The organism is Lancefieldella sp. (assembly GCF_057237245.1).
Map to the genome: position 1 here is coordinate 30,046 of NZ_DBHHJM010000007.1, position 13,377 is coordinate 43,422.

General features: G+C 49.8%; 9 protein-coding genes and 1 tRNA gene. 1 reads left to right on the forward strand and 9 read right to left on the reverse strand.

The window, feature by feature from the left end; genetic code table 11:
* Positions 1–13 precede the first annotated feature (13 nt).
* From ACO5GU_RS05975 to ACO5GU_RS06015, 9 genes are all read right to left on the reverse strand, one after another.
* The gene (locus tag ACO5GU_RS05975; RefSeq protein ID WP_484859526.1) at positions 14–1,195 is read right to left on the reverse strand and encodes an ABC transporter substrate-binding protein; all 1,182 of its coding nucleotides are present in this window, start codon (positions 1,193–1,195) and stop codon (positions 14–16) included.
* A 199-nt stretch (positions 1,196–1,394) separates the two neighbouring features.
* Positions 1,395–2,798, reverse strand: coding sequence for a hypothetical protein (locus ACO5GU_RS05980; protein ID WP_484930418.1), 1,404 nt, complete (start codon positions 2,796–2,798; stop codon positions 1,395–1,397).
* A gap of 298 nt (positions 2,799–3,096) precedes the next feature.
* A complete protein-coding gene (rho, locus tag ACO5GU_RS05985) occupies positions 3,097–5,202 on the reverse strand; it encodes a transcription termination factor Rho (protein WP_484930419.1) in 2,106 nt (701 codons plus the stop codon).
* Between the two features lie 242 nt (positions 5,203–5,444).
* Positions 5,445–6,125: a MarR family transcriptional regulator gene (locus tag ACO5GU_RS05990; RefSeq protein ID WP_484930420.1), complete on the reverse strand. Its 681-nt coding sequence runs from the start codon at positions 6,123–6,125 to the stop codon at positions 5,445–5,447.
* Positions 6,126–6,454: 329 nt separating this feature from the next.
* Positions 6,455–8,299, reverse strand: coding sequence for an arginine--tRNA ligase (argS, locus tag ACO5GU_RS05995; protein WP_484930421.1), 1,845 nt, complete (start codon positions 8,297–8,299; stop codon positions 6,455–6,457).
* Positions 8,300–8,367: 68 nt separating this feature from the next.
* Positions 8,368–9,864, reverse strand: a complete 1,497-nt coding sequence (locus tag ACO5GU_RS06000) for a nicotinate phosphoribosyltransferase (protein WP_484930422.1) — start codon at positions 9,862–9,864, stop codon at positions 8,368–8,370.
* 60 nt (positions 9,865–9,924) lie between these two features.
* The gene (locus tag ACO5GU_RS06005) at positions 9,925–10,377 is read right to left on the reverse strand and encodes a hypothetical protein (RefSeq protein WP_484852431.1); all 453 of its coding nucleotides are present in this window, start codon (positions 10,375–10,377) and stop codon (positions 9,925–9,927) included.
* Between the two features lie 2 nt (positions 10,378–10,379).
* Complete coding sequence (locus tag ACO5GU_RS06010) at positions 10,380–11,435, reverse strand: radical SAM protein (protein ID WP_484930423.1); 1,056 nt, start codon at positions 11,433–11,435, stop codon at positions 10,380–10,382.
* A gap of 81 nt (positions 11,436–11,516) precedes the next feature.
* Positions 11,517–11,592 (reverse strand) — tRNA-Ala (locus tag ACO5GU_RS06015).
* Positions 11,593–12,095: 503 nt separating this feature from the next.
* Here ACO5GU_RS06015 and ACO5GU_RS06020 point away from each other — a divergent pair.
* The gene (locus ACO5GU_RS06020) at positions 12,096–13,298 is read left to right on the forward strand and encodes a glycosyltransferase family 4 protein (protein ID WP_484824597.1); all 1,203 of its coding nucleotides are present in this window, start codon (positions 12,096–12,098) and stop codon (positions 13,296–13,298) included.
* Positions 13,299–13,377: the final 79 nt, after the last annotated feature.

Here is a 13,377-nt window from a genome sequence, read left to right on the forward strand (position 1 = left end):
GAGGTTCTCTTTTCTATGAAGGATTGATCGTGTCATAGATGGACTCTTTGCCATCTTTAAAGGTAATAATCAAGGTGGACTTCACTGGGTCACCTGTTCCCTGATACGAAAGGGTTCCAGTAACACCTTCGACCACACCAGATGCAATAGCGTCAATAATGGCTTGCCTATACTCATTAGAGTTGTAGGTATAGCCGCGTTTCTCGACAGTCTTAAGAGCGGAGCAAAGAATCATCGCTGCGTCATAGCCCAAAGAACAGAAGTTAGTTGGAGCCTCACCGTATTCCTCGGTATAAGCCTTAACAAAATGCTGAACTTTTTCATCTGGGTTTGAAGCAACAAAGGCAGAGCAATAGAAGCATCCTTCAAGGTCAGCCGCAGAAGCATAGTCCTGCTCGCCACCAATGATGCCTGCCCAACCATCTGCGCCCATAAAAGGCTTTTTGCAGCCAAGCTGGCGAGCCTGCGTCACAATCTTGCCGTTATCCTGGTAATAGTTTGGAGCCAAAATGGCATCAGGATCCAGTCCAATAATGCTGGTGAGCTGGGCGTTAAAGTCAACAGCTCCCGTTGGATAGCCCTGCTGGGATACAACCTCAATGCCCAACTCACGAGCCCTCTGAACAAATGCGTTGTTAACGCCAATCTCGTAATCGCCACCAGAGTTAAAGATGGTTCCTACACGCTGATAGCCTTGCTTTTTAGCAAACTCTGCAAGAACAACGCCCTGGAATGGGTCGGTGACAGTAGCACGGAACATGTTATTGCCGTGAGCAACAACGTCTTCTGCTGTTGCAGATGCCGTTACGCAAGGAATGTTGTCCAGAACCGATTTCTGCGCCAGTGCAATGGTTGGCGTTGAGGTAACGTCACCTAGAATTGCGCAGACGTTCTCGTCAAGCAGCTTGTTATAAACAAGAATGGCCTCAGTTGAATCGCCCTTCTCGTCCTCAACAATAGAGACAATCTGACGTCCGTTAACGCCACCCTTCTTGTTGAACTCCTTGAGGTACAAAAGAACGCCGCTACGTACCGCAAGACCATACTGGGCAACGTCGCCGGTATACGGTCCCATCACGCCAACGTAAATGGAGTTAGGGTCTTGGTTCTTTGGCGAACAACCTGCTAGAGCAAACGACCCCGCAATGGTCCCGGCCACCTCCAAAAAGCGTCGTCGCGTTAGCTTATGTGCCATATTCATCTCCTTTTCTCCATAGCGTTGAATATGTGACACAACACAATATGGCTGCAGCCCTTAAAAAAGAACCACAGCCAAAAAATGTTATCTAACTTGAAATAATTTTAGAGAAACCGGATGTTTCTACGAGCTCCAGCCTTTCGCGACGGTTGCGCGGTTGTCTTCTGACTACCCGCAGCTGGCCTACGTGTGCTACTTACGCCTCACGTACCAGCGGAAGCTCACCAGCAAAGTGACGAGGCTTGTAAGAGGCCTTGTCTGCACTGGTCTTCTCACCAAGATCAAGCGAAGAAATCTTCTTCATCTTGCTGGTGCCGCCCTCAATGAGGCGAAGCAGTTCGCGCGTTGGTCTCTCGTCAGCCGCCTGAAGCTCAGCTGCCATCTCACGCTCAACCGCGTCAAAGATGTCCTGAACATGCGATGACGTATCGTTTGTAGCCTTAATCAGCGGCATTGCGGTTGATTGTGCAACCACACCAGCGTAGTTTGGCTCGCGAGAAGGACGCATCTGAGCTGCGGCAACCTTGTGAGACGCAGCAGGTTTTGCACCCGACAACTCCACCGAGCTTGCAACTTCAGCCTCAGCAGTGACCTGACCAATGAGCGGCAGCTGCACTGGATGATACTTGCGCATCTGCTGCTGATCATGGCGAGCTAGATGCTCGTCCATTGCAGCCAGCGCGAGCGTCCAATCATCAGCATGCTCAAGCTCGTCAATCGTACGCTTCTCAGGGAAGACTCCCTGGTCAACGTAAGAAATGCGACTGGAAATATCAGCGGCATGATTGGTGAAGTCTTCAGGAATAGCCTCGGCACCAATCTCGGCAATACCAAAATCGCGCGTAATGGACTCTTCGCCCACAGCCTTAGTCCACCAAGCTGTACCAACGTCACCAACTGTTCCGTCAGCACGTTCGATAATAGGCAGGCCGTCCATAGGATCTTGCCCTAAGCGCTCAAGAAGCACCGCAGCAGCACCCTTTGCACGTGCAACGGTACGCTCGCGCCAGCTCAAAAGCTTGGTGTAGTTCTCTGCAATCTGCGCGTAGTCGTTTGTAGAGTGTGCAGGAGCCTTCTTTGCGCGAACGGGAAGAACGCCCTCTGCGGCCGTACTTACAACCTGTGACTTCTTTGCAGGTGACTCGGCAGGCTGGACAGGCAGCTCAGCAGCCTGAACACGAATGGAACCAGTCATATCCCACTGAGAAGCCCTCATGTGCTTTGGCTTATACGCAGCAATCGAGCGCCTTGGAGAGTCCAGCGGAATCACCAGGCTCTCTTCTGGCGAGAAGTTCGATGCAGCTGAAACTCGCTTTGGAGACGAAGCCTTATCTTCAACCTGAGATGTAGTGCTTGGCTGAATCTTTGCTTCTGCCCCACCGGTTTTCTCGCCACGATTTACCGAGCGAGAGACTACCAAGGCCGCACCAGAAATGACTGCAACCGCAGCAAGTCCCACTCCAATGCCCGTAAAGATTGCACCAAGAGGCGTTTGACGAATTTCATTGGCGGTAAGGGCATACGCAGATGCTGGCTCTGCTACCAGAACCAGTCCACTGAGCAGGCCGGCGACTACTGCCGGATTCCTACCTTCTGTCATACAAACTCCCCCTACAAACGCCAAGAAGATGTATGAAGACACACGCTAAATTTGCATATGCTACTAAACCCAATACGGGCGACGTGAGCAACGGGTGGGCTTCATTTCATCTTTGTGTAATCCGCTGCAACACATAATTGTGCTGTTAGAAATGACTATAGCGTAATTCATTATTTTTTACAGCGTCATTAAAACTTTTTCATAATTCTTTGGCAGTTATTCAACAAAAATGGTGAGAAAAAAGAAGTGCCTCCCAACATAGATTGGAAAGCACTTCTTGCGTCATCTTTAAATCTGACTAATTCTGTGGATAGTCAGACTGTGCAGCCTTCTTTGCAGATCTAATCAGGAAGTCCTGGTTATTGTCGGTCTGCTTAAGGCCACTGATAAGAGCAGTAGTTGCACGCTCAGTGTTATTGAAGCCTGCAAGAATACGGCGAACGCCCCATACCATAGGCTGAAGCTCTGGCTTAATAAGCAGATCCTCATTACGAGTACCAGAAGAAACAGGATCAATAGCTGGGAAGATACGACGATCTGCAAGATCGCGATCAAGCTTAAGCTCCATGTTGCCGGTGCCCTTGAACTCCTCGAAGATAACCTCATCCATCTTGGAGCCTGTATCTACCAGGGCAGACGCAATAATAGTGAGCGAGCCGCCGTTCTCGATATTTCGAGCTGCACCCAAGAACTTCTTTGGTGGATACAGAGCTGCGGAGTCAACACCACCAGAAAGAATACGACCAGAAGCAGGAATAGCCAGGTTGTATGCACGAGCAAGACGTGTGATGGAGTCCAGAATAACCACAACGTCCTGACCCATCTCAACCAGACGCTTTGCTCGCTCAATGACAAGCTCCGAGACAACGGTGTGATTCTCTGCTGGCATATCAAAAGTTGAAGCAACAACGGTGCCCTTAATGGAGCGCTCCATGTCTGTAACTTCCTCAGGGCGCTCGTCTACCAAGAGGCAGAAGAGGTGGACCTCAGGATTGTTAGTGGTAATAGACTGGCAAATGCGCTTCAAAATGGTGGTCTTACCTGCCTTTGGAGGCGAGACAATCAAACCACGCTGACCCTTACCAATAGGAGCCACCAGATCAATTGCACGGCCCGTAATGGAGTCTTTACCGTGCTCCATAGTAAGAGGCTGGTCTGGGAAAATAGGGGTCAGGTCTTTGAAGCGAGGACGGTCCTTAAGACCCTCAACTTCCCCACCGTTGACCTGGGTAACCTTAAGCAGTGGTGGATACTTGCTATTTACGCGAGCAGGTCCCACCATGCCCAAGACGCTATCACCCGGACGCAGACCAAGATTTCTAATAATCTGCTGGTGGACAAAGGCGTCGTCATCGCCTTCCATATAATTACCTGTACGAATCCAGCCGTAGCCTTCATTGCTAATCTGAAGAATACCCTCAACAGTCTTAAAGCCCTCAGCAGCTGCAGATGCAGCGTATACAAGCTCAATCAAATCAGACTTATGAACGCCTGCGTACTCAATGCCCAGCTCAGTTGCTTTAGCACGAAGCTCAGAAAGCTTCATCTCTTGCAGAGCCTCTTTGGAAAGCGATGGCTCGCTTGCCTGGCCCTGCTTGCGATTCTTATTGCGCTGGTTGTTCTGTCTACGATCGCGAGAAGGACGCTCCTGGTTGTTGGCGTGTGCGTTTTCCTGTGTCTTCTCGCCCTCCTGAGCTGCTTCTTTTGGCTCAGCATTACGATGTCGACGACGTGCTGCACCCGTACGAGAACGCCCTGGACGCTCTGCTGGAGCTGCATCGGAATCTGCTGCTGCACCAGAAGCCTGCTCCTGAGCTGTGCCATCCTGCTGCTCAACACTACCCTGCTCTTCAGCAAAGTTCTTCTGAGCCGCATTGTCATTCTGGCCAACTGCACCCTCTGCCTCTGCTTTAGTGAAGGCAGGAACCGGGGTTACCTCCGCAGAAGGCTGAGTTGCGTCCTGAACAATCTTGGTAAGGCGATCAGTATCTACAACGTCAGAAGAAACTTTGCCACCTGCCTGGACCTGAGCCAGGACCTCTGCCTGAAGAGCCTCAAGAGTCTGCTCCTGTAAAGCACGCTCCTCCATCTCCTCTTTGCTTGGACGGCCACGGCGACGTTTAGGAGGCTCTGCAATGCCAGCTGCATTTAAAGCCTCAGCCATAACTGCCTCTACTGCACGACGAGCCTCGGTCTCTTTTTTAGTTGGACGACCACGACGACGCTTTGCAGCAGATGAATTAGAGGCCTTTTCTTCAGCTGCCTCAGAATTGGTATTTTCTGAAGTTGAATTTTCTGAATTACTATTTTCACTCTTACGAGGTCTACCACGTCTACGTGGTGCTGGAGTATTTTCTACATCATTTAAAGAATCATTTTGGACCGAAGATGTTTCGTCCGACATGTACAAACCTCTCTGTTTGCTCATCAAAATAATCTGTAAAAATACGTGAGAAATATGATGAAGGGATAACAAACAAAATCAAATAGGTGCAAATCCAAAAGGAATATACCACGAAAATGCCCGCCTTATGATGAAAAAATAAATAAAATTCACCATAAAACGGGCAAATGGGGATTTATAACCACTAACCCTTAAACCTCGAGAAACCCATCTTCTAGATTTCTTTAATCTGCATAAATCATTTAAACAGCTGTACGACTCTTTCTTTTAACAATAATATCTTCAATTTGCTGAACGATTTCTCTGATATATGTCTTGCCTTGAGGAGTGAGCTCAACCATAGTTACTCTTCTTGAAAGAGCATCGTCATGTTTGCGCTGTACCAGGCCACTTTCTGCCAAAGCAGTAAGAGACATAGAAACCGTTGGCTGCAAAAGACCAAGTGCGTCAACAATCTCTGTAATTGAAAGAGCGTCTTTAGGAGAATCTAGAATTGCAAGAAGGACCATATCTGCTGCCCTGCAATACAGAGCTCCCATAGCGTCAACATACATGACGATGCGCTCAAAGGAAGTACGTGAAAGCGCCTGACCGGGTGCAATACGAGCACAGGTAAGCTTGGACAGCTCCTCAACTGCTTCTACACCCTTTTCTGTGATGATACACACTACGTTGCGTCGATCAATGGCGCCTTCATCTCTCTTGATGAAACCAAGCCTTGCCAGGTGCGAGGTACGATGAGTAATCGTAGGACGAAGAGCACTCTGATACTCGGCAATTTCTGAAGTCTTAACAGGAGCACCCTTCACATTGAGGCGACACAAAATAGCAAACTCTTCAAACGTGAGTCGTCTGTTAGCAGGCACCACTCTTCTAACCAAGTTGTAAGACCTGCGAATGGACATGTACTCGCGAAGTTCCATAGAGACCTCCACTCTTATGCCCGAACCATTTACTATTTGCTCGCATAATGAGTATACCCCTAAAAAACACGTGTTAACGTGGGGACAAAACAATAGTTAGTCAAAAATATGTTAGAAAATGGTGCTTATATGACATCAAAATAGGCTTTTATATGCTGAAATATAAAATTTAAGTAATAAATATTAATTTTATTATCTCTTTTATACATTAAAAAATTTTTTACATAACGGAGAAATATGTAAATTATCTGGAGAAATTCACTAAAGATACCGTGCAGGTATTCAATACTTGCACGGTATCATGACAAAACAACATAGTTAGCTATCGTTTACATTGCCTCAGGAGCAGAAACACCAATCAGATCAAGAGCAATTGCAAGTACACGACGAGTTGCATCACACGCAGCAAGACGAGCCTTCGAAAGCTCTGCGTCCAGTGGGCGTCCTTCAGAAGGAAGTACCTGGCAAACGGTATAGAATGCGTGGAACTGACCAGCAAGCTCTTCAATGTAGTGCGTAATGCGGAATGGTGCCCTATCGCGAGCACAACCCTCAACAAGACCTGGGAACTCAAAGAGTTTACGAGCAAGAGCCTGCTCGGCGTCTTCAGAGAGCAGCCCAAGATCAACCTCAGAGCCAATAGCCTTATCTGCAACAGCGTCCATACCAAGTGCCTTTGCCTCATCAAGGTCAACGCCAGCAGCGCGGCGCAAAATAGAGCAAATACGAGCGTGAGCATACTGAACGTAATACACAGGATTAGAGCTGTCCTGACGCTTTACCTGCTCAATGTCAAAGTCAATCATCTGGTTGGAAGACTTTGAAACAAGGGTGTAGCGCGTTGCATCAACACCAACCTCGGCGAGAAGCTCGTCAAAGTGGATACCAGTTCCTTTACGCTTAGACATTCTGACGGCAACGCCGTTTCTAAGCAGATTGACCAGCTGACCAAGCAAAACCTCAAACTGAGTTGGGTAACCAAGAGCTGTGGCAGCAGAGCGGACTCGTTGAATATATCCGTGGTGATCTGCTCCCCAAATATCAATAACGTGGTCGACACGCTGGAACTTGTTCCAGTGGTACGCAACGTCGGAAGCAAAATAGGTATACTCGCCATTCGTTTTGATGAGCACGCGGTCCTTATCGTCACCAAAATCAGTGGAACGGAAGAACAGTGCACCCTCATCAGAACGATAGAGGTATCCAAGCTTATCCAGAGCATCGAGCGCGCGGTCAACGGCGTCTTTACCCTGGTCATCCTTAACGTAGAGAGAGCGCTCAGAGAACCAAACGTCAAAGTCAGAACGGGCGGTATGACAGGTATTCTTGATGGACTCAAGCATCATCTTGTAGCCGCGCTCGCGGAACTCTGCCATGCGCTCATCTTCAGATTTGTCTGCCCAGACCTCGCCGTCATTTTTAAGGAAGAAAAGACCCAGGTCAACAATGTAGTCTCCGGCGTATGCATTGCCGCCAAGAGAGTTGATAAACTCGTCAGTAAACGGATGCTCCTCTGGATGAGCATCGTCTTCATCTGCAACGTAAGCATTGCGATCTTCTGCAAGCACCTGAGCAGCTGCGTCAGCGTCAATACCACGCTTCTGCATGATGTCAATAAGCTGCAGGTAACGCTTAGAAATAGAATGACCAAAGACATCCATCTGAGAGCCATGATCGTTGACGTAGTACTCGCGCTCAACCTCATAGCCTGCGAAGGCAAGAATGCGGCTTAGAGAATCTCCAAGCGCCGCCCAACGGCCATGACCAATGTGCAGAGGACCAACAGGGTTTGCAGAAACGTACTCTACCTGGACCTTTTGACCGGCGCCAAAAGAAGAACGTCCAAAGTCTGCGCCCTGCTCGCGAACAGTATTAAAAATCTCATTGCCCGCAGCAGTTGACAGATAGAAGTTTACAAAGCCAGGACCAGCAACCTCAACGCGCTCAATCTGCGCATCCTCGGCAATATGTGCCACAAGAGCTGTCGCAATATCACGAGGAGCCTTATGTGCCAGCTTTGCAGAACGCATTGCAACCGTAGAAGACCAGTCACCATTTGATGAGTCCTGTGGACGCTCAAGTCCCACGTCATCAATCTGGAATTCAGGCAACTCACCCGCAGCCTGGGCATCTGCCAAGGCTTGACGTACAAGTTCCTCGATCTTCTCGCGCATGGTTCTCCTTTAAATTCAGTGCACGTGTGCAGCGTAATTACGTAGTTGGTTGTGTAGCTTCTAAAGGACTACTCAGTTTCCTCGGAAGATTTTACCTGATGTTGAGCAGCAAGTTCGTGACGCAAATTGGCCAGACCGTGCTCAAGACCCACAGGATAAATCTGAGGGTTCAAGAAACGTGTATATGCTGCATCCAGGCGCATAAGCGCAGCGTGGCAGCGATCGCGAGCAACCTCAATAGACTCGCTCTCCCCTACACGCTTACCTCCTTCTACCAGCCTTACCATCAGCTCGCGAGAAGTTCCTTCAAGCTTGTGAGTTGAATACGGGTCAATGATGTCGACAACAGTTGCCTTAGACTCTGGACTCTTGGTTACCAGGTAATCTGGGTCAAAAATCATGTCGCCTGCAGGGCAGCCGTTTGCATCGTAGAAGCGGCGAATGTGCTGAATGCCTGGGACGGTACGCTTGTAAGCCATCTCGGACAGCTTGATAACAGGAGTCCAAGGCTCAGTGGAAGACTGACGACGAGCGGTCAGCTTGTAGACGCCGCCAAGCGAAGGCTGAGGATCGCAGGTGGCAAGCTTGGTACCAACACCAAAGGCGTCAATAGGTGCGCCCTGAGCAAAGAGAGACTGGATGGTGTACTCGTCAAGATCATTTGAAACAGAAATCTTGATGTAAGGAAGGCCAGCTTCGTCGAAAGCCTTACGAGCTTCCTTAGAAAGGCGTGCGAGGTCTCCGGAGTCAATACGAACAGCACTCAAGCGCTCGCCGCGCTCTTCCATCTCCTTTGCCACAATAATGGCGTTCTTGATGCCTTCGTGAACATCATAGGTATCAAGCAGAAGTGAGCAGTTAGTTGGGCTAGATTTTGCAAACGCCCTAAAGGCATCAAGCTCAGTATCAAACGACATTACCCAAGAGTGTGCGTGGGTACCAAAAACAGGAATGCCGTAAATTTTGCCAGCAAGAACATTTGAAGTGCTTGAAGCACCTGCAATATAGGAAGCGCGAGCAACTGCCAAGCCACCATCTGGACCCTGTGCACGACGCAGGCCAAAGTCAGAGACGGGATTGCCCTGAGCAGCCTTGATAACGCGAGCACACTTAGTTGCTGCCAAAGTCTGGAAGTTGACCAGGTTAAGCAGGGCGGTCTCAATGAGCTGACAATCAACAATAGAACCCTCAACGCGGACCATAGGCTCACGTGGAAAAACCAGCTCTCCCTCGGGGATTGCATCAATGGTTACATTGAGCTTGTGGTTGCGCAAAAACTCAAGGAATGCTGGCTTAAAGAGACGACCGCCACCAGGAGAATTAATGCTTGCCAGGTAGTCAATATCGTCGTCTTCATAGATAAAGTTTTCAACTAAGTCAGCAATTTGACCAGTACCACAAGAAATTGCAAATCCGCCATTAAAGGGATTCTCGCGGAAGAATGCGGTAAAGCATGCCTCTGCATCAACAAGACCGGCTTCCCAATAACCTTGAGCCATCGTGAGCTCATACAAGTCCGTATTAAGGCTAACGTCTGAGGGTTTGGTACGATCAGTGAGTGACATAGTTGCTCTTTTCGATTGGTCAAAAACTGACAGTGAGACGATATATCTAGAGTAGCAGTCCTACAAAATAAATTGGCTTACAACAAAGATAACTGCGAGAATTACCACAGTTCCAATAACAATTTTTTGCCCCAGAGGCATTTTGATGTCTTCGTCGTCCTCATCTGGCTCCATGAGAGCACGGCCTTTTGCGCGTTGCTCCTGAATACGACGAATTTGCTCGGCCTCCTGCTGAGCTGCCTGACGTGCAGCACGCTGCTGATCTGCAACAAGCTGAGCGTCTTCAACGGCAGCTGCCTCTGCTTGCGCTTGCGCTTCTGCTTGGACTGCACGGGTCTTCTCGGCACGAAGCGCCTCAAGCTCAGCGCGCTCTTTCTCTGCGCGAAGAGCCTCGAGCTCCCTGCGCTCTTTCTCTGCGCGAAGCGCCTCCAGCTCGGCGCGCTCCGCGTCCGTGAGCGCAGCCGCCTGTGGCGTTGGGGTGGTTTGGGGCTCTTCGGGTTTCTCGACAGACATGGTTACTCCTCGGTTTGCGTATCGGGGATGCTGGTGGTAGCGTCGTTGGCGGCATGGCCAGCGGCACAGGCGTCGGTGGCGTTGCTGCGAGCCGAGCGGAGCTTGAGCGCGGGACCCTCAACGCCTGTTGCGTCAAAGGCTGGCACAAAACTCTCGGAGACGGTTCCGCCCTCCTGCCACCACAGGTTTTCAAAGCCCAGGTCATCCGCATGACAGAGCACCAACTCGTACTCCTCGTCAGAAAGCGTTCCAGAAAGAGGTCCGCCAGCCGCGCGCATGCGCTCGTTGGGCGTGTACTGATTCATGATTGATACGTCTACATTATTATGACAAAGATTCCAGACGCGGTTGAGTACCTCGCAGGAATCGTCCGCGTGCGTGGGCATGACCAGGTGGCGCACAATGATGCCTTGCAACATGCGACCGTCGTCGTCCAGCTTGCGACCGCCGCGACTCATCACTGAGTCATGCATAACCTCAAGTGCCGCCATAGACATCTCTGGATAATCTGCTGCGTACGAGAGCTCTTTTGCCAGCGCGGGATCTGCGTACTTGACGTCCGTCAGCCAAATATCAATGACGCTCGAGACTTTCCGTACCACCTCTGGCAACTCATATCCCGAGGTATTACACACAATCGGAAGCGTAAGTCCCGCTTCTTTTGCCAGCGTCACTGCTTCAATTATGTGTGGCGAGAAGTGCAAGGGAGTTACAAGGTTGATGTTGAGCGCACCCTGAGCTTCAAGCTCAAGCATCATCTGGGCAAGGCGTTCAGTTGTGACTGGCTTGCCAAAACCCTCTTGCGAGATTTGATGGTTCTGACAGAACACGCATCTGAGCGGGCAACCTGTGAAGAAAATTGCGCCTGATCCGGCCTCGCCCGAGATGGGAGGCTCCTCCCAAAAGTGCAGCGCTGAACGAGCCACACGAATGGTGCTTGAAGCTCCACAAAGGCCCGCTTTACCAGCGTTTCTTTGAGCATGGCAACGCCTTGGGCAGAGTTCACAGACGTCGTAGGCAGAAAACGTAAGGGCATGAGGTGATGGTGCACTACCCAAGGGTTTCTCGCCTCCCGTCGTATCTGCCCAGGCAGATGGTGGTATAAAAAACGCGCAGGGTCTCTGCGCGCGTCAAAGTCATGGTGGAGATAAAGGGATTCGAACCCTCGGCCTCTGCCTTGCGAAGGCAGCGCTCTCCCAACTGAGCTATATCCCCGTTGCGGTACTTATTGTGGCAATCAAGGGCAGGTATGTCAATGATTATGCGAGCGGAATGAGCGGCTGTAGGCTTGCGAGGAGGCTCGTGGCGTTTCCGCAGGCCGTCAGGGCACTTCCGTGGGCCTTCGGCGCTCCCCTACACCGTCGCGACTCTTCCGCGAGCCGTCAGAGCTTTAACACAGACTGCCGAGGCAGAAAAATATCCTTCCCCGCAGTCATCTATGAACCCACCTTCATAAGGTGGGCGCCGCACTCGGGCGTTCCAGCTTCCTTAACAACGAAGGATGCCTGTACTGAACACGAGATTAGGCTCCCTGAAAAAACTTGTCGGTTCACCCAGTTTAGACCGCGGGAAAAGGACAATTCTTACTATAAAGAGATTATAAAAAGATTAAAGTCTTGACTTGTTTTTTAATGAGCAGCACAATTAAATGGTATGGATTTTAGCAGTTAAATACTGTTTTTTATTGAAGGGTAAGCGGCTTGAACCTCTGGGTAACCATGTTTTGTGTTTTCCTCTCAGCTGGTCTTGGTTCAGCTCTGATTACCCCTGCCGTTCGTCAACTAGCTTGGAAACTTGGAGTTGTCGATAAACCCTCTGCACGTCGAGTCAATAAAAAACCTATTCCTCGCATGGGCGGCGTTGCAATTTTCTTTGGGTTAGCCGTTGCTATGCTGGTGCGTTATGGCGTTGAAGCAATTATTGGACATGCAGAAATCACCCTTTCTTCTCGCTATTATCTCAACGTCAACTTCTGGATTGTTGGCGCTGCATTTGCGGTAATTTTCTTGACCGGCTTGCTCGACGACATTTTTTCTCTCAAGCCTATTCAGAAACTCGCTGGTCAGATAATTGCAGCAAGCATCGCGGCTGCAGGCGGTCTGATTATCGGTAACGTTGTTGATCCGTTTTCCGCGTACGGCTTTGTGGATCTTGGATGGCTCGCCTATCCAGCAACTGTCATTTACCTGGTTGCTTACGCCAACATCATTAACCTGATCGACGGTCTTGACGGACTTTCTTCAGGAATTACCTGCATTGCCTCTACCACTATGTTTGTGCTTTCCATTTGGGCGGGCCGCTTTGATGCAGCGCTTTTAAGTGCAGCAATCGCGGGCACCACGCTTGGATTTTTAGTTCACAACTCGTATCCCGCAACTATTTTCATGGGCGATTCTGGTTCGCTAACCTTGGGATTTGCTCTGGGAACAATTTCGCTTTTGTCTGTCACTCGTTGGGCAGGACTCACAACCATCATTGTTCCTCTCGTCGTTGCAGGTATTCCGATCATCGATACCTTCTCCGCGATTGTTCGCCGTACCCGCGCGCACGTCAGTTTTGCCACAGCTGATCGTGGACACATCCATCACCGCTTAATGGCTCACGGTTATAACCAGCGCCAAGCAGTTCTTTTGATGTACGGTTGGACTGCCCTTCTGTGCGTTGGTTCGCTCATTATGACGCAGGTCAATACGCTGCCTCGTATTGCAATTTTTGTCATGCTGCTTACCATGTCTGCTTTCTTTGCAAAGTACCTGCACCTCTTTGAGCCTGTTCTGCTTCACCATACTGATCCAAAGACTGGTGAAGACGAACTCATTACCCCTAAAGATCCAGGCTTCGATGAAGAGATTAAGCAACTCCATGAAGAAGAGCATGAACACATCGAAGAGCTTATCCACAGAGAACACAAGAGCGAATAAGCTGGGGAAACGACTGCTCACAAATTGGCTTTCCGTGAGCTCGCGGTTCCGTTCACAGCTACGATTGCGACTGCACGGG

Excerpts from the sequence above, each read along its gene's own strand:
- rho (WP_484930419.1), bottom strand. The coding sequence starts at position 5,202 with ATGTCGGACGAAACATCTTCGGTCCAAAATGATTCTTTAAATGATGTA.
- ACO5GU_RS06000 (WP_484930422.1), bottom strand. The coding sequence starts at position 9,864 with ATGTCACTCACTGATCGTACCAAACCCTCAGACGTTAGCCTTAATACG.
- ACO5GU_RS06005 (WP_484852431.1), bottom strand. The coding sequence starts at position 10,377 with ATGTCTGTCGAGAAACCCGAAGAGCCCCAAACCACCCCAACGCCACAG.
- ACO5GU_RS05990 (WP_484930420.1), bottom strand. The coding sequence starts at position 6,125 with ATGGAACTTCGCGAGTACATGTCCATTCGCAGGTCTTACAACTTGGTT.
- argS (WP_484930421.1), bottom strand. The coding sequence starts at position 8,299 with ATGCGCGAGAAGATCGAGGAACTTGTACGTCAAGCCTTGGCAGATGCC.
- ACO5GU_RS05975 (WP_484859526.1), bottom strand. The coding sequence starts at position 1,195 with ATGGCACATAAGCTAACGCGACGACGCTTTTTGGAGGTGGCCGGGACC.
- ACO5GU_RS05980 (WP_484930418.1), bottom strand. The coding sequence starts at position 2,798 with ATGACAGAAGGTAGGAATCCGGCAGTAGTCGCCGGCCTGCTCAGTGGA.
- ACO5GU_RS06020 (WP_484824597.1), top strand. The coding sequence starts at position 12,096 with ATGTTTTGTGTTTTCCTCTCAGCTGGTCTTGGTTCAGCTCTGATTACC.